Here is a 15,759-nt window from a genome sequence, read left to right on the forward strand (position 1 = left end):
TCTAGTCTCCCTGAACAATAGGTGTTGGTTGAACAATATCTTCTATTACTTGGTAAAGGATGATTAACTTAACTTTACCATTCCCTGTTGTCTCGTGCAAAACTTTTTCACTTTTCACCTCACCTGTTTGACCTAGCTTTTCTTCTAATTCTTTTTTACCCATTTTAATCCCTGCTTGAACCGCTTCTTTATTTGTGTATTCTCGATTTATTTTTTCACTTTCTCGTGTGATTTCCTTTTCATAGGAGAACGGTAGTTGCATATTCAAAAAATGAAGCGGGTGAACTTCTGTTTCTGTTTTCGGCTGCTGAAAATCATCTTTTTTAAAGGAAAATCCCCAAAATGGGATGGAGCCTCCAAACAAGGAGAGCTTGTGCTTTGTCTTCATTTTACCCGTAAAGACATCAAAAGATGTTCGGAGAGGGACAGAAACTTCAGATCGGTACCATGTTTCACCATAGATTTTCGCTTTGGCTCCGACTGTTTTTTTCTGATCTTCACTCCCAATTAAACCTGAGACGAGCATCTGCCCTTTTTTCACATGTTCATCGACCTGGGCAAGCGGTTCCCCCTTTTCTACATACATTCTCGTGATGACCGCCTTTTTCTTGGCAACGATGTGCTGAGGACTCGTATATTTCTCCTTTTCAGGTTCATTTTTTTCGACCACTTTCATTTGAAACGTCGTTCCGTTCAGTTCAACTCCGACCCATGTAATGCTCTGAATATTGGTCGTCAATGACTTTTGTATTTTTTCAGGTGTCCCCATAAGAAACTGAAAACGCCCTTTTTGTACCCCTATTTCGTCCAGATGCTTTCTCATTTGGTGTTCTGTTTCTGGATTCGCACCTTTAATCTCAATTTTCCACACCATATTTGAAAGAGCCAATATCGTCACTAGGAAAAAAGCCATCCCGAGGGTAAATCCAATATTTCTTCTCGACCACAGAAGAAGAAACGGGAACCCTTTCTTTTGATGAAATGAACATTTCACCTCATGATGTCTGCGCACTTTTCTAAAGGCATGTACATCTGAGAGGCGAATAAATAAGCGCACGCTGTCTTGACGGCGGCTCACTTGAAAAATTGTGATCCCCTGTCTCGTGCACTCATTGATTAGCCGCTCAATACCGCTTCCTCTTATCTCTACTTCCACTCTGCCAATAAAATAGGCAAACCATTTGTTCTTCACGTTTCTCCCCTCCGTCAGTTAAGAATCAATATAACGGACCTCATCGATTTTCCCCTCTAATAAGATCTCTTCTGGCAAAATCGTTTTAATCACAAAGTCTTTTCCTGAAATAATGCACTGTCCTTGCTTGAGCATCAGCCTTACCTCTTGATCACTGAAAAGTAAAAGCCCTTTATGGTTCTCTATGTAAATATGGAGTCTGCCAACCATCGTAATACGGGGAAGATCCATCATCACGTCCGGAGGGATTTCAAGTGTTCTTGTCAGCCATGCTTTAAGTTGATTTTTTCTTTTTCCCATTCAATAAGAACCCCTTCCCACCTCATGTGTATGAGATCAAACTGAAAGATGGTGAGACTGATGAGAAAGCCTCTATATCATCCTATTCCTCAGCGGTTCATATCATGCTAATGAATCCCGTAAAACAGCCGTTTCACCATTTTGACTAAGAAAAGTCTCCATTACACAACAAAAAAGCCCCCTTAAGGATGAGGGGGCTTACTTCTTTATCTTTTATATGGTCGTTTCATCGTTCGATGCGGCTTTTTGGCACGAGGCTCTCCAAATACTTCACCAAGGATCATCCCTTGAACGACCGTATCTTGGTTGAGTTTCTCAATCATTTTTGGCTTCATTCCAGCAGATGCTGCTTTTGGCCTTGTAAGTTCTCTTTCAAGCGATTGAAACTCTTTATTCAGCTCGCTTTTTCTTTCTTCCATTTCGGCAAGTGTAGCGGTATAACGATCCTGTAAGGACTGTGAACCTTGTTTTTTCATCCCGCCATGATCATGTACATCGCCAAAATCGTCAAGCTGGTCCGTTACGACCGGATCTGGACTTGTTTGTTTTGTTTGCTTTTGCGGCACTGGTTTACGCTGAGGAGCCGGTTTGTTTTGCTGGTTCTTTTGTTCGTTCTCCTCTTGTTTACCGATTTTCCCAAAGATTGCAGAGATAATACCGATGATAATCGCTATTAGTAACGGATTTTCAAATAGAATGTCCAATGGGCTCCCTCCTTAAAGCGTGAGAGGATGCTTATTTGTTTTCATTATCAGATGGACCTTTTGTCATTTTGCCAAATGAATCTCTCATATCCGTATCAGCATCGATATTCTTAATGTTCATGTAGTCCATAACTCCAATATTACCTTCACGTAGTGCTTCGGCCATTGCAAGTGGTACTTCAGCCTCTGCTTCTACTACTTTCGCGCGCATTTCTTCAACTCTCGCACGCATTTCTTGTTCTTGTGCAACAGCCATTGCCCGGCGTTCTTCTGCTTTCGCCTGTGCAATGTTTTTGTCGGCTTCTGCTTGGTCTGTCTGCAGGATTGCCCCGATGTTCTTACCGATATCAACATCTGCGATATCAATCGAGAGAATTTCAAATGCTGTACCTGAATCTAATCCTTTACCAAGAACCGTTTGAGAAATCATATCAGGATTTTCAAGAACCTTTTTATGATTATCTGATGAACCGATTGTCGAAACAATCCCTTCACCTACACGAGCAATGATCGTTTCTTCCCCTGCACCACCGACAAGTCTGTCAATGTTTGCACGAACTGTAATACGTGCTTTTGCTTTTACTTCAATCCCGTCCATCGCAACACCTGAGATAAATGGTGTTTCAATGACTTTAGGGTTTACACTCATTTGGACAGCTTCAAGTACGTCACGGCCTGCTAGGTCGATTGCCGCACAGCGAGCAAAGTTCAATTCGATATTCGCACGCTGAGCTGCGATCAATGCGTTGATCACGCGGTCAACGTTACCACCTGCAAGATAGTGGCTTTCTAATTGGTTAATCGTCGCATCAAGACCTGCTTTATGCGCTTTGATGAGCGGGTTGACCACTCGGTTTGGAATCACTCGGCGAAGCCTCATTCCTACAAGTGTAAAAATGCTCACTCTTACGCCAGCCGCTAGGGCAGAAATCCACAGCATCACCGGTACAAAGGTGAAGAAGATCGATAGAACGATCAAACCTGCTGCGATAATCACGAATAATAGTAAAGTAGATGGATCCATTTTATTCCTCCTATAAAATCAGTATATCTATACTTTCCTCACGACAATGCGTGAGCCTTCCGCTTTCACAATTTTTACTTGTTCATCCTTATCGATAAAAGCACCTTCTGACACAACATCAATGCGCTCGTCTCCGAATACAATCGTACCAGATGGACGAAGTGCTGTTGCTGTCACTGCGATTTGTCCTACAAGATCATCTCTTGTTTCATTTGAGACATAACCACTTTCTTTATTGGTTGAATCGGTTAAAATGAACTTTTTAAAAAATTTCATACGTTTCCCCAACACCTTTGTCAATAAAATAACTGCTATGATTGAAACAGCAGTGGCAATCAAGATGGAAATCGCCATTTCTGTAAAGCTTCCAGCTGCTAAAAATAAGCTGACAACGACACAGATTAGTCCAATGACACCCACGATTCCCCCTGGCAAAAATAATTCCAGAATGATCAACACAATCCCTGCCAAAAACAGGAACAATGTCTCATATCCTGCAAAACCTGCCACGAGATGACCATAAAAGAATAGAAGAAGCGCTGTGACTCCCATGGTGCCTGGGACCCCAAAGCCCGGAGAATATAATTCAACAATTAACCCTAAGCTCGCAATGGATAAAAGGATAGGAATGACGATCGGATGCGTGAGAAAACGCGCAACCTTTTCAGCAAAGCTCACTTCATCGTATTGAACAGAGGCATCTGCTAAGTTCAGCTTCTGAAGCAAGTCATCCATATTTTTCGCTTCTCCTTCTGCATAACCGAACTGAAGCGCCCGATCTGTGTTAAAGGTCAGCAATTCTCCTTTTGGTGCACCAGCTTCTTTTGCGTCTATATCTACATCTGCCATCGCAAGAGCATATTTTGGATCACGCCCCTGCTTTTCAGCAGCGTCACTCATTTCAGCAAGCCATAGAGATTCAGATTTTTGATCGGCAGCGTTGCCTTCACCGTCAATGATCGCAGCAGCCCCCATCTTTCCGTTTGGGGTCATATAAATTTGATCGGCATTTAGGGCAATGAATGCCCCGGCTGAAAGCGCTCTATGATTCACAAACGCTGTCACTGGGATGTCGGATGCACGAATGGTATCGGCTATTTCAAGCGCCGCATCGACTGCACCACCTGGTGTATTGATGTCGAGAATGATGTGCTTCGCCCGTTCCGACTTTGCCTGCTCAAATGATCGTTCAATGAATTTAGAAAGTCCTTTTTCTACTGTATCTTCAATTGGGATTACATGAACTTTCTGATCTGCTGATTTCGCGGTCAATTGAACCCCTAATAACAAGCATATTATAAAACAACTGAAGAGAGCAATAGAAATTTTCATTTTTTTCATCTATTTGGTGATCCCCCCTCTCTTTCTTTCATTTTACCGTTCCTTTACATACGTTACAAATGTATCATAGGTTTCATTTTTATATGACAGGTTTATGGAGGCATAAAAAAAGTACCCTTCTAACATGGGGACTGACCCCCTAAGATGAGACAAATAAAAAACACCTTCAAGTTTGAAAACAGATCGTTGTGATCCGAAATAAAACATGGAGGTGTTTTTTCTATGGGGACAAGAGTGAGTTATCCGGTTGAAGTCAAACAGAAGGCTGTGGAAATGAGATTGGCAGGCGTACCTATGAAAGAGATCATGCAGGAATTGAATATCAAGAATAAGACGCAGGTTCAGACATGGGTGAGATGGCATAAAGCTGGGGATACACACCGGTTCGAACAACCTGTTGGAAAACAATATTCCTATGGAAAGGGCCCCGAGTACTCTTCCGAATTAGAGAGACTGCGGGCAGAAAATCGCTATTTGAGTCAACAGAATGAAGTTTTAAAAAAGTACAACGAATTGGAAAGGAAGTTGATAAGGAAACGTCAATCAAACTGGTAGAAGAATTGTGCAAAACGATGACGGTACAGGACATCTGTGTCCATTTAGGCATCTTACGTACTTCGTATTATAGATGGAAAAAGGATTTGACTCAGACTCATTCTAAAAGACAACTAGAGAAACAGGTCGGCACGTTGTGCCGAAAGCACAAATATCGATATGGTTATCGGAAAATCACAGCCATACTAAAAATGAGAATGCGTATTAACCATAAAACTGTTCAACGTATCATGCAGAAAAACCAGTGGCAATGCCGGGTTAAAATGAAAAAGCGTAAGAAGAGTGGGCAGCCTTATGCCGTAGCCGGTAATATACTGGATCGGAATTTTCAGTCTGATCGCCCTCTTGAAAAACTAGTCACGGACATCACGTATTTGCCTTATGGACAGAAACAATTGTACCTTTCCAGTATATTGGATTTATATAATGGAGAAGTGATTGCTTTTACGATTGGTGATAAGCAGGACACAGACTTTATCTTAAACACACTTAATCAGCTCCCAGCACTGCCTGAGAATTGCGTGTTACATAGCGATCAAGGTTCTGTGTATACATCTTACGAGTATCAGAAAGCTGTTCATATAAAAGGCATTACCATGAGCATGTCCCGTAAAGGGACACCCGCTGATAATGCCTCCATCGAATCGTTTCATTCCTCACTAAAGTCTGAAACGTTCTATCTTAACAGGATTGATCGCACTACGACCACCATCGTAGAACGCACTGTCAAAGAATACATTTATTATTATAACAACATTCGTATTCAAACGAAACTAAACAACCAATCACCGATAAACTATCGGCAATTGGCTGTATAAAGGTGTTTTGATCCCTGTCTCAAAAACGGGGGTCAGTCCCCATGAGAAGGATACTTTTTTATTGAGACAGTTGCTCGCTGACAAGTCTGTTAATCACAGCACCATCAGCTTTACCTTTTACTTTTGGCATAATAGCGCTCATCACTTTACCCATATCAGCTTTCGATGAAGCACCGGTTTCGGCGATTGTTTCTTTCACAACCGCCTGCAGTTCTTCTTCAGAAAGCTGTTCAGGTAAATAAACGTCTAAAATGTCAATCTCTTTTTGAACTTTATCTACTAAATCTAAGCGATTAGCTTTCGAAAATTCATGGAGGGAGTCTTTACGTTGCTTAATCTCGCGGGAAAGGACGGTTAGTTCCTCATCTCCGGTCAAACTGTCTTTCTTAAGCTTTATTGCTTCATTTTGCAGTGAAGCCTTTACCATACGAATGACAATAAGCTTGTCTTTCTCTCGGTTTTTCATAAAAAGCTTCATATCAGAATTTAATTGCTCAAGAAGACTCATAAAATCCACCCTCTTTAGAATTTACGTTTTCTAGCAGCTTCAGACTTTTTCTTACGCTTTACGCTAGGCTTTTCATAAAATTCACGCTTTCTTGCTTCTTGCAATGTTCCAGTTTTGGATACACTGCGTTTAAAGCGACGAAGAGCATCTTCAAGCGATTCGTTTTTTCTAACGACCGTTTTTGACATTCTCTTTCCCTCCCTCCGAATACACCAATCGACTGCATTAAAAAAAGATATACATGCAAAACATGTACCTAGACATTATAATATAAGCCTAGGTTGAGGTCAACTAAGTGATTTGGAAATATATTTTCGTCATGAGCAGGTAGACAAGTCCATATATTCATTGGTAAGAGGAGGACTTTTCTATGATGGCGATCATTTATTTTTGTGCACTTATTTTCATTTTTTTATGGGCAATGGGTTTGCTTAGGAAAGGATTAATGGCGCTCACGTCGTCTCGTATTGAGAAATCTCTTCTTCTCTTTACAGATCATCCAGTCAAAGCATTCTTGGTCAGTATTGTGTTTACAGGGGTTCTTCAAAGCAGTTCGGCGTTTATGGTCATCGTTATCGGCTTTGTGAGTACAGGCATTCTCACGTTTAAAAAATCCATACCCATGATTCTTGGAACGAATATCGGCTCAACATTTACGACAGAATTTATTGCCATTAAGATGGACGTGTTTATGTGGGTTCTGATTGCAGCTGGTCTTTTATGTATCATTTTGGGCAGGAAGTCTTTTCGATATGCAGGAAAAAGTTTATTTGGGCTTGGCATGATCTTTTTTTGTATTCAAGGTTTTTCAAAAATTGCAGGTATGATGACCAGTCAGCCAGAGACACTGCGTTTCCTTGAAATGATGCAGCACTCAGATTGGACAGCTCTTCTCTCTGGTACAGTGCTCACGGCCATTGTTCATTCAAGTTCTGTATGTATCGGTATTTTGATGGGATTTATGAATGAAGGGACTGTCGCTCTAAAAGAAGGCATCAGCTTTGTTTTAGGGTCCAATATCGGAACATGTATTACTGCCGTGATGGCTGCTATCTCTGGCGGTTATGCAGCCCGCCAAACCGCGTATGCACACGTTGTGTTTAATGTTCTAGGTGTTCTTTTATGTCTTCCTTTTCTCGCCTTTATTACAGAGTTTGTTGCGCTTTTAGCAAGCTCTCCTGCCCAGCAGATTGCGCACTTTAGTCTGCTGTTTAATGTTGCAAGTTCTCTCCTCTTTTTCCCGTTCATCCGCCCTTTTCATTCCTTGATTTTGTTCCTTCTTCCGAATCGGTCAACATAAAAGAAACCGGCTTGCCTAATGGCTGCCGGTTTTTCATTCATTATGAGGTCATTCTCACTTGATCCGTCTGCACGTCATCACTTATACGGACGAATTGTCCTTCGTTATAAGGATAACCTGCTTTCGTAATCTTCACTTTTACCAAACGGCCGATCATGTCCTCTGTTCCTTCAAATACGACCTTCATGTAGTTATCAGTATATCCTACATACAGATTGTGCGTTCCGTCTTGTTCTTTGAAAGATTCTTCTGGAATAATCTCTAAGACGTCGCCTTCATATGCCGATGCATATTCTTTCGCAAGCTGATCAGAAAGAGCAATGAGGCGGTGAACGCGTTCGTTTTTCACATTCTCATCTACTTGATCTTCCATTCTTGCAGCAGGCGTACCTGTCCGTTTGCTGTAAGGGAACACATGGAGCTCAGAGAATTGATGGTCTTTGACAAAATTGTATGTTTCCATAAATTCTTCTTCTGTTTCTCCTGGGAATCCAACGATCACATCTGAAGTGACAGCAAGACCTGGCAATGCTTTTTTGAGCTTCGTTAAACGCTCTGCAAAGAATTCCATTGTGTATTTACGGCGCATTCTTTTCAGTACAGTATTAGAGCCAGATTGAAGCGGAATGTGCAAGTGTCTCACAATTTTATCTGACTGATCGAGCACTTCAATCACTTCGTCTGTAATTTGACTTGCTTCAATGGATGAAATGCGGATTCGTTTTAATCCCGCCACACGTTCATCTAATTCTTTCAGAAGCTTAGCAAAGTTATAATCCTTTAAATCTTCACCGTATCCACCTGTATGAATACCTGTTAATACAATTTCTTTGTAGCCAGCATCGACAAGCTGCTGCGCTTGATTGATGACTTCTTCTGGATCGCGAGAACGCAGTAATCCGCGAGCCCAAGGGATAATGCAGAATGTACAGAAATTGTTACAGCCTTCTTGGATTTTTAATGAAGCACGTGTTCTGTCAGTAAACGCAGGAACATCTAGTTCTTCAAAGACCCGTGCTTTCATGATATTGCTAACTCCGTTGATCGGCTGTCTTTCTCTTCTGTATTCTTCAATATAACCAAGCAGTTTATGTCTGTCTTGTGTGCCAACCACAATATCAACACCAGGAATCGCCATGATTTCTGCCGGAGACGTTTGTGCGTAACAGCCTGTTACACAAATGACACCATCCGGATTATGACGAATGGCTCTTCTAATGACTTGGCGGCTTTTTTTATCGCCTGTATTGGTGACGGTACATGTATTAATGACATATACGTCTGCTTTTGATTCATAATCTTTTCTTTCATAGCCAGCTTCTTTAAACAGCTGCCAGATGGCTTCTGTTTCGTAGTGATTGACCTTACAGCCAAGTGTATGGAACGCTACTGTTCCCATCATGATTCACCTCTTAATAACTCTGTTTGATAAGATATAGCAGAAAGCGCGTAAAGAGGAGCTGTTTCTGTTCTTAAAATGCGTGGTCCAAGCCCGCAAATGACTGCACCATGCGCTTCAAGTTCTTCAATCTCCTTTTCTGCTAAACCGCCTTCTGGACCAAAAACCACTAATAAGGTTTGTTCGCCCTTCATCTGTTGGAGCACCGTTTGAAACCGGCTTTGCTCGCCTTCTTTCGATGATTCTTCGTATGCAACGACACATTTATCGAATTCACCGGCCAGTTGAATCAGCTCTTTAAATGTTGATACTGGATAAACGCGCGGAATGGTATTCCGGTAAGACTGCTCGGCAGCTTCTTTCGCAATTTTTTCCCAGCGATCTCGTTTTTTTAATGACTTTTTTTGGTCAAGTTTTGTAATCGAACGAGTCGCTTGAAACGGAATAAAAGCACTTGCGCCAAGCTCGGTGCCTTTTTGGATAATCCATTCAAGCTTATCCCCTTTTGGCAGACCGCTTGCAATCGTCACCTTGATCGGAAGTTCTCGATTCTGATTCGTCCAGCCTTCCAAGTGACAAATCACTTCTTCCTTTGTTATTGTATCAATTTTACTGAGCGCTTCAAAGCCGTCTGTCGTTAAGCAAAGGATGTCCTCCCCTGCTTTCATCCGCATGACGTTTGCAAGGTGATGAACATCTTCACCCTTTATGACGATGTTTCCCTTTTCCGTCACTTCTTCTTTTGTGAGGTCGATAAAATATCGTTGCATACGTGTCCTGACACCTACTCGCTTTATTTTTTCGCTATGATGCTGACCCAATCTTCCATTGACAGCACTTCAACAATCTCAAAACCGGCTTCTTCTAAAGCAGTTTTGACTTGTAATTTCTTTTGTCCGATAATGCCTGATGTAATAAAGTAACCGTCTTTCTTCAATAGATCATACGCTTGATCTGTAAAGCGCATGATGACCTCTGCGAGGATGTTGGCCACAATCACATCGCGTTCACCTGAAATCCCATCAAGTAAATTATTTTGTTTTACCGTTACTTGCTCGCTCACACCATTTAATTCGATGTTCTGCTTTGCACTTTCCACTGCAACGGTGTCGAGATCAAATGCATGAATGTCTTTTGCACCGAGCATTGCAGCGGCAACACTTAAAATGCCAGATCCTGTTCCAACGTCAATCACCGTGTCGTTTTCCTTCACATAGCGCTCAAGCGCCTGAATGCAAAGAACCGTTGTTGGATGTGTACCGGTTCCAAATGCCATTCCAGGGTCCATTTCGATGATCAATTCATCAGAATGAACGGGTGTGTACTCTTCCCATGTTGGGACGATGGTAAATTTCTCAGAGATTTTCACAGGATGATAGTATTTCTTCCATGCAGTCGCCCATTCTTCTTCGTTTACTTCACAAATTGACAGTGTATTTCGTCCAAGGTCAATATCGTATAGAAGAAGATTATTGATGGCTTCTTTGATCTCATCTACCGTTTCCATCAAAAAGCTATTCATCGGAAGGTAGGCTTTGACGATGACCCCTTCCTCAGGATAATCATTCGGATCGAGCTGGTAGATCTCACCGTATACATTTTCACGTTCCTTGACTAAATCAAGCGGGTCCTCAATCACGACACCGCTTGCACCTGCTTCATGCAAAATATTGGTGATCGGTTCCACCGCTTCATTTGTTGTATGGACGCTAATTTCTGACCACTTCAATACTACCAACTCCTTATCCGTCTTACTCGCCTTTAAATGCGCGTTTCACCTTATCGAAAAAGCTCATTTCTTGTTCGTCCGGTTTATTTCCGCTCACTTCAGCAAATTTTCTAATGATATCTTTTTGATTTTCAGTTAAATTCGTCGGTGTTACGACGCGTACAACGATATGCTGATCGCCTTGACCATAACCGCGTACATTTTTTACACCTTTTCCTTTGAGTCTAAACTTCGTGCCCGTTTGTGTGCCCGCAGGAACTTTTAATTTGACTTTCCCATGTAATGTCGGCACTTCAATTTCATCACCTAGTGCAGCCTGCGCAAAGGTAAGCGGCATTTCGCAGTAGATGTCATCTCCATCTCGTTCGAAGAATTCATGCGCCCTCACATGGAAAACAACAAATAGATCGCCTGGAGGTCCTCCATTTACACCTGGTTCACCTTGACCAGATACTCTAAGCTGCTGACCATCGTCCACACCTGCTGGGATCGTCACATTGATTTTCTTACGCTTACGCACTTTACCAGATCCACCACATGTTGAACACTTATGTTCAATTTGTTTACCAGTTCCGCTACAGTAGTTACATACTCTGCGGTTGACTACTTTACCAAATGGCGTGGATTGCTCGACATTTTGTTGACCTGATCCGCCGCAATGTGAGCATGTCTTCGCCTGTGTTCCAGGTTTTGCACCTGATCCATGACACGTTTCACATGATTCCTCGCGGGGAATCTCGATCGTTGCTTCTTTCCCAAATGCCGCTTCTTCAAATGAAAGGGTCATTGTATATTGAAGGTCCGCTCCTTGACGCGGTGCATTTGGATCTCTTCTTCTGGCTCCGCCGCCAAAAATACTAGAGAAGATGTCATCAAATCCGCCGAAGCCGCCAAAGTCTCCTCCACCGCCAAATCCGCCGCCACCAAATCCTTGGTTTGGATCGGTGTGACCGAACTGGTCATAATGTGAACGTTTTTGATCGTCAGAAAGGGTTTCATAGGCTTCTTTTACTTCTTTGAATTTCTCATCTGAGCCAGCTTCTTTATTAATATCAGGGTGATACTTTTTTGAAAGCTTGCGGTATGCCTTTTTGATTTCGTCCTTTGAGGCGCTCTTACTCACGCCAAGCACTTCATAGTAATCACGCTTACTCATCTCTTCACACTCCCGATTTTCTCACATAAATACGATTGTATCATTTTAAATTGATCTTTTTCAATTCCTTTTCATCGTTGAAAAGAAAAAAGTCAAAGCCAAGAGATCCTGACTTTGACTTTCTGACGAGTACGTTTCAGCAGTCTTTTTCAAAAGTAAAGGTGATTATTTTTTCTCTTGATCGTCGTTTACTTCTTCGTATTCTGCATCCACTACATTGTCATCTGCTTTTTGAGCACCTTCAGCTCCGCCTTCTTGCTGAGCTTGTGCTTGTTTTGCAGCTTCTTCATAGAGCTTTGTCGTTAATTCTTGAACGATTGTTTGTAGCTCATCTTTTTTCGCTTTGATGTCTTCAAGCTCGCCTTTTTCGATCGCAGCTTTTAGTGCATCTTTCGCGTCGTTTGCTTTTTTCACTTGCTCTTCATCGATTTTGCCTTCAAGATCTTTTAATGTTTTTTCTGTTGTAAACACTAATTGATCTGCTTCATTGCGCACTTCGATTTCTTCTTTTTTCTTCGCATCTGCTTCAGCATTTTCTTCTGCTTCTTTGACCATTTTTTCGATCTCATCATCAGAAAGACCTGAAGAAGATTTGATTGTGATGTTTTGTTCTTTTCCAGTACCCATATCTTTCGCACGTACGTTTACGATACCGTTTTTATCGATATCAAAAGATACTTCGATTTGTGGTACGCCGCGTGGTGCTGGTGGAATGTCAGTCAATTGGAAACGACCTAATGTTTTGTTGTCTGCTGCCATTGGACGCTCACCTTGTAAGACGTGAATGTCTACAGCAGTTTGGTTGTCAGCAGCCGTTGAGAATACTTGAGATTTACTTGTTGGAATGGTTGTATTACGTTCAATCAGCTTTGTGAATACGCCGCCCATTGTTTCAATTCCTAAAGAAAGTGGTGTGACGTCAAGAAGAACAACGTCTTTGACATCTCCTGTGATAACTCCACCTTGAATTGCTGCACCAAGTGCAACCACTTCATCAGGGTTTACGCCTTTATGAGGCTCTTTACCTGTTTCTTTTTTGATTGCTTCTTGTACTGCAGGAATACGAGTTGATCCACCAACAAGGATAACTTTATCAATCTCGCTAGCAGATAGACCAGCATCTTTCAGTGATTGACGTACAGGTGTCATTGTACGCTCTACAAGGTCTGCAGAAAGCTCTTCGAATTTAGCACGCGTTAGCGTTAATTCTAGGTGAAGAGGACCTGCATCTCCAGCTGTGATAAATGGCAGTGAGATTTGTGTAGAAGATACACCAGAAAGATCTTTTTTCGCTTTTTCAGCAGCATCTTTTAAACGCTGAAGCGCCATTTTATCTTTAGAAAGATCAATGCCGTTTTCTTTTTTGAACTCAGCCACTAGATGATCGATGATGACTTGGTCAAAATCGTCTCCACCTAGACGGTTGTCCCCAGCAGTTGAGCGTACTTCAAAGACGCCGTCTCCAAGCTCAAGGACTGATACGTCAAATGTACCGCCACCAAGGTCATATACAAGGATCGTTTGATCTTCATCTGTTTTATCTAAACCATAAGCAAGTGCAGCTGCTGTTGGTTCGTTGATGATACGTTCTACTTCAAGACCAGCAATTTTACCAGCATCTTTTGTTGCTTGGCGCTCTGCATCGTTAAAGTAAGCAGGAACTGTAATAACCGCTTTTGTTACTTCTTCGCCAAGATAAGCTTCAGCGTAAGATTTAAGGTGTTGAAGGATGATTGCAGAGATTTCCTGCGGCGTGTAGTTCTTACCCTCAACTTCTACTTTATAATCTGTACCCATATGTCTTTTAACAGACATGATAGTGTTTGGGTTTGTAATTGATTGACGTTTTGCTACTTCACCTACTTGGCGCTCTCCATTTTTAAAAGCGACAACAGATGGTGTTGTACGTGCTCCTTCAGCGTTTGCAATAACTTTTGGCTCGCCGCCTTCGAGTACTGCAACACATGAGTTTGTTGTTCCTAAGTCAATACCAATGATTTTACTCATATTCGATGACCTCCCATTATGTAGTTATTGATTTACTTTTACCATTGATGGACGAATAACTCGGTCTTTGAGTTTATAGCCCTTTTGCAATTCTTCTACAACGATGTTTGAATCGTAGTTTTCATCTTCAACTTGCATGACGGCTTGATGAAGGTTTGGATCGAACTCTTTGCCGACAGCTTCAATTGGTTCAACGCCTTCATTTTTCAACGCTTCTACCAGCTGGCGGTAAACCATTTGCATACCTTCTAACAAACTTTTCGTCTGCTCATTGTCTGGATCGATTCCAAGCGCTCTTTCAAAGTTGTCGAGAGCTGGGAGAAGGTCGCTGACAACATGTTGAGAACGATATTTTTGCACGGTCTCCACTTCAGTTCGAGCACGGCGTTTATAGTTTTCAAAATCTGCTTGAACACGCAGAATTTTGTTTTCTTTTTCATCTAGAAGCTGCTGCAATTCATCAATCTTCTCTTGGAAGGCAGACTGTTCATCGTGCTTTACTTCCTCAGTTTCTGCTTGAACTGCTTCTTCTTGCGCTTCAACCTCTGCTGCTTGCTCAGGTGTCTGTTTTTCTTCTGACATTGTGTTCACCTCCCTCAAAAGATTCAATTATACGAAGGGGCTGTGCCCCCACCTTTTATCACCCTACTCATCATACAAATTGGAAAGTGCGTTTGACAAGTCTTTTGATACATGATGCAAAAGACTAACGACTCGCCCGTAATCCATACGGGTTGGACCAATGACAGCGATGGAGCCGAGTGATTTTTGATCAATCGCATAAGTTGCTGTGATTAAACTGCAGTTCTCCATTGCTTCCAAATTGTTTTCTGAACCGATTTTAATGGTGATTCCTTGCTGATTTGGATGAAACAGCTGCATGACATCATTCTTTTGTTCAATCAGCATCATGAGTGAACGAATGCGGTCAATGTCATGAAACTCTGGCTGGTTCAACATATTAATCTTCCCGCCAAAGAAAAGTTTTGATTCATTTTGTGTTGAAGTGAATGTGTTACCAAGCGCATCTAAAATATGATCATAGTCTTTTAAATGCGTACGAAGGAGCATCACTACTTCTTTATACATCCTGTCCTTCAGCTGATCCATCGGGACTCCGGCTAAGCGGCTGTTTAAAATATTCATCAGCTTCTCAATATCGGAGACATCAAGATGCTCAGAGAAGGTAATGGTTTTGTTTTCAACATGCCCGCTGTCTGTAATCATAATCGCTACTGCTTTATTAGGCTGGACAGGGACAAGCTGAATTTGCTTCAATCGATTTTCACTTAGCTTTGGACCAAGGACAATCGATGTGTAGTTTGTGAGATCTGATAAAATTTCCGCCGATTTTTGAACTGTTTTTTCCAGCTCAAAAATTTTCTCCTGAAATACTGACTGGATGAGCACAAGCTCTTTAGATGACAGTTTTCGCGGAGAGAGCAAATGATCTACATAATAACGATATCCTTTTTCGGAAGGAATTCTTCCTGATGAAGAATGGGTCTTTTCAATAAAACCGAGTTCCTCCAAATCAGCCATTTCGTTTCTAATCGTCGCAGAGCTGAATGTAATGTCTTCTTTTTTGGAAAGAGTCCTTGATCCAACTGGCTGCGCCGAACGAATAAAGTCATTAATAATGACTTGTAGAATCAAAAGCTGACGATTTGTTAACATCATCATCACCCCTGTTAGCACTCTCTTTCAACGAGTGCTAATTGTATAA

General features: G+C 41.8%; 16 protein-coding genes. 2 read left to right on the forward strand and 14 right to left on the reverse strand.

Annotation, left to right across the window (positions count from 1 at the left end; all coding sequences use genetic code 11):
* Nucleotide 1 precedes the first annotated feature (1 nt).
* The 5 genes from yqfD to M2353_RS12055 all read right to left on the reverse strand — a co-directional run bounded on the left by yqfD (nucleotide 2) and on the right by M2353_RS12055 (nucleotide 4,561).
* Nucleotides 2-1,192: a sporulation protein YqfD gene (gene yqfD / locus M2353_RS12035; RefSeq protein WP_041090989.1), complete on the reverse strand. Its 1,191-nt coding sequence runs from the start codon at nucleotides 1,190-1,192 to the stop codon at nucleotides 2-4.
* An 18-nt stretch (nucleotides 1,193-1,210) separates the two neighbouring features.
* Nucleotides 1,211-1,492, reverse strand: coding sequence for a sporulation protein YqfC (gene yqfC / locus M2353_RS12040; protein ID WP_003217398.1), 282 nt, complete (start codon nucleotides 1,490-1,492; stop codon nucleotides 1,211-1,213).
* 206 nt (nucleotides 1,493-1,698) lie between these two features.
* Nucleotides 1,699-2,196 (reverse strand): hypothetical protein, encoded by a 498-nt coding sequence (locus M2353_RS12045; RefSeq protein ID WP_058336633.1) that lies wholly within the window; start codon nucleotides 2,194-2,196, stop codon nucleotides 1,699-1,701.
* Between the two features lie 31 nt (nucleotides 2,197-2,227).
* A complete protein-coding gene (gene floA / locus M2353_RS12050) occupies nucleotides 2,228-3,220 on the reverse strand; it encodes a flotillin-like protein FloA (protein WP_008356247.1) in 993 nt (330 codons plus the stop codon).
* Nucleotides 3,221-3,247: 27 nt separating this feature from the next.
* On the reverse strand, nucleotides 3,248-4,561 hold the full coding sequence (locus M2353_RS12055; protein ID WP_007501318.1) for an NfeD family protein: 1,314 nt from the start codon (nucleotides 4,559-4,561) through the stop codon (nucleotides 3,248-3,250).
* A gap of 222 nt (nucleotides 4,562-4,783) precedes the next feature.
* Here M2353_RS12055 and M2353_RS12060 point away from each other — a divergent pair.
* Nucleotides 4,784-5,934, forward strand: a protein-coding gene (locus M2353_RS12060; protein ID WP_178896435.1) for an IS3 family transposase whose coding sequence is annotated in 2 segments (ribosomal slippage) — nucleotides 4,784-5,057 and nucleotides 5,057-5,934 — 1,152 coding nt in all. Because the reading frame shifts where the segments join, the coding sequence is not laid out codon by codon here.
* Nucleotides 5,935-5,992: 58 nt separating this feature from the next.
* Here M2353_RS12060 and M2353_RS12065 read toward each other — a convergent pair.
* Together M2353_RS12065 and rpsU are read right to left on the reverse strand one after the other, a co-directional pair.
* Complete coding sequence (locus tag M2353_RS12065) at nucleotides 5,993-6,442, reverse strand: GatB/YqeY domain-containing protein (RefSeq protein ID WP_007501319.1); 450 nt, start codon at nucleotides 6,440-6,442, stop codon at nucleotides 5,993-5,995.
* A gap of 14 nt (nucleotides 6,443-6,456) precedes the next feature.
* The gene (gene rpsU / locus M2353_RS12070) at nucleotides 6,457-6,630 is read right to left on the reverse strand and encodes a 30S ribosomal protein S21 (protein WP_003152957.1); all 174 of its coding nucleotides are present in this window, start codon (nucleotides 6,628-6,630) and stop codon (nucleotides 6,457-6,459) included.
* Nucleotides 6,631-6,812: 182 nt separating this feature from the next.
* On the opposite strand from rpsU, the gene M2353_RS12075 reads away from it, so the two are divergent.
* Nucleotides 6,813-7,742 (forward strand): Na/Pi symporter, encoded by a 930-nt coding sequence (locus tag M2353_RS12075; RefSeq protein ID WP_284725474.1) that lies wholly within the window; start codon nucleotides 6,813-6,815, stop codon nucleotides 7,740-7,742.
* Nucleotides 7,743-7,782: 40 nt separating this feature from the next.
* On the opposite strand, the gene mtaB is transcribed toward M2353_RS12075, so the two are convergent.
* The 7 genes from mtaB to hrcA all read right to left on the reverse strand — a co-directional run bounded on the left by mtaB (nucleotide 7,783) and on the right by hrcA (nucleotide 15,710).
* Nucleotides 7,783-9,141, reverse strand: coding sequence for a tRNA (N(6)-L-threonylcarbamoyladenosine(37)-C(2))-methylthiotransferase MtaB (gene mtaB, locus M2353_RS12080; RefSeq protein ID WP_284726003.1), 1,359 nt, complete (start codon nucleotides 9,139-9,141; stop codon nucleotides 7,783-7,785).
* Nucleotides 9,141-9,911, reverse strand: a complete 771-nt coding sequence (locus tag M2353_RS12085) for a 16S rRNA (uracil(1498)-N(3))-methyltransferase (protein WP_284725475.1) — start codon at nucleotides 9,909-9,911, stop codon at nucleotides 9,141-9,143. Before M2353_RS12085 ends, mtaB begins: the two co-directional genes overlap by 1 nt.
* 23 nt (nucleotides 9,912-9,934) lie before the next feature.
* On the reverse strand, nucleotides 9,935-10,870 hold the full coding sequence (gene prmA / locus M2353_RS12090) for a 50S ribosomal protein L11 methyltransferase (RefSeq protein WP_017358022.1): 936 nt from the start codon (nucleotides 10,868-10,870) through the stop codon (nucleotides 9,935-9,937).
* 22 nt (nucleotides 10,871-10,892) lie between these two features.
* Nucleotides 10,893-12,026 carry a molecular chaperone DnaJ gene (gene dnaJ, locus M2353_RS12095; RefSeq protein ID WP_284725476.1) on the reverse strand — a complete coding sequence of 378 codons (1,134 nt, stop codon included), beginning with the start codon at nucleotides 12,024-12,026 and terminating at the stop codon, nucleotides 10,893-10,895.
* Nucleotides 12,027-12,191: 165 nt separating this feature from the next.
* The gene (dnaK, locus tag M2353_RS12100) at nucleotides 12,192-14,033 is read right to left on the reverse strand and encodes a molecular chaperone DnaK (protein ID WP_007501326.1); all 1,842 of its coding nucleotides are present in this window, start codon (nucleotides 14,031-14,033) and stop codon (nucleotides 12,192-12,194) included.
* A 24-nt stretch (nucleotides 14,034-14,057) separates the two neighbouring features.
* On the reverse strand, nucleotides 14,058-14,615 hold the full coding sequence (grpE, locus tag M2353_RS12105) for a nucleotide exchange factor GrpE (RefSeq protein WP_008342471.1): 558 nt from the start codon (nucleotides 14,613-14,615) through the stop codon (nucleotides 14,058-14,060).
* 63 nt (nucleotides 14,616-14,678) lie between these two features.
* The gene (hrcA, locus tag M2353_RS12110; RefSeq protein ID WP_008342473.1) at nucleotides 14,679-15,710 is read right to left on the reverse strand and encodes a heat-inducible transcriptional repressor HrcA; all 1,032 of its coding nucleotides are present in this window, start codon (nucleotides 15,708-15,710) and stop codon (nucleotides 14,679-14,681) included.
* Nucleotides 15,711-15,759 lie beyond the last annotated feature (49 nt).

It is taken from the genome of Bacillus aerius (genome assembly GCF_029894105.1).
Classification (GTDB): Bacteria; Bacillota; Bacilli; order Bacillales; family Bacillaceae; genus Bacillus; species Bacillus altitudinis.

Excerpts from the sequence above, each read along its gene's own strand:
- M2353_RS12075 (WP_284725474.1), top strand. The coding sequence starts at position 6,813 with ATGATGGCGATCATTTATTTTTGTGCACTTATTTTCATTTTTTTATGG.
- mtaB (WP_284726003.1), bottom strand. The coding sequence starts at position 9,141 with ATGGGAACAGTAGCGTTCCATACACTTGGCTGTAAGGTCAATCACTAC.
- M2353_RS12085 (WP_284725475.1), bottom strand. The coding sequence starts at position 9,911 with ATGCAACGATATTTTATCGACCTCACAAAAGAAGAAGTGACGGAAAAG.
- rpsU (WP_003152957.1), bottom strand. The coding sequence starts at position 6,630 with ATGTCAAAAACGGTCGTTAGAAAAAACGAATCGCTTGAAGATGCTCTT.
- dnaJ (WP_284725476.1), bottom strand. The coding sequence starts at position 12,026 with ATGAGTAAGCGTGATTACTATGAAGTGCTTGGCGTGAGTAAGAGCGCC.
- floA (WP_008356247.1), bottom strand. The coding sequence starts at position 3,220 with ATGGATCCATCTACTTTACTATTATTCGTGATTATCGCAGCAGGTTTG.
- grpE (WP_008342471.1), bottom strand. The coding sequence starts at position 14,615 with ATGTCAGAAGAAAAACAGACACCTGAGCAAGCAGCAGAGGTTGAAGCG.
- hrcA (WP_008342473.1), bottom strand. The coding sequence starts at position 15,710 with ATGTTAACAAATCGTCAGCTTTTGATTCTACAAGTCATTATTAATGAC.
- dnaK (WP_007501326.1), bottom strand. The coding sequence starts at position 14,033 with ATGAGTAAAATCATTGGTATTGACTTAGGAACAACAAACTCATGTGTT.
- M2353_RS12055 (WP_007501318.1), bottom strand. The coding sequence starts at position 4,561 with ATGAAAAAAATGAAAATTTCTATTGCTCTCTTCAGTTGTTTTATAATA.
- yqfC (WP_003217398.1), bottom strand. The coding sequence starts at position 1,492 with ATGGGAAAAAGAAAAAATCAACTTAAAGCATGGCTGACAAGAACACTT.
- M2353_RS12065 (WP_007501319.1), bottom strand. The coding sequence starts at position 6,442 with ATGAGTCTTCTTGAGCAATTAAATTCTGATATGAAGCTTTTTATGAAA.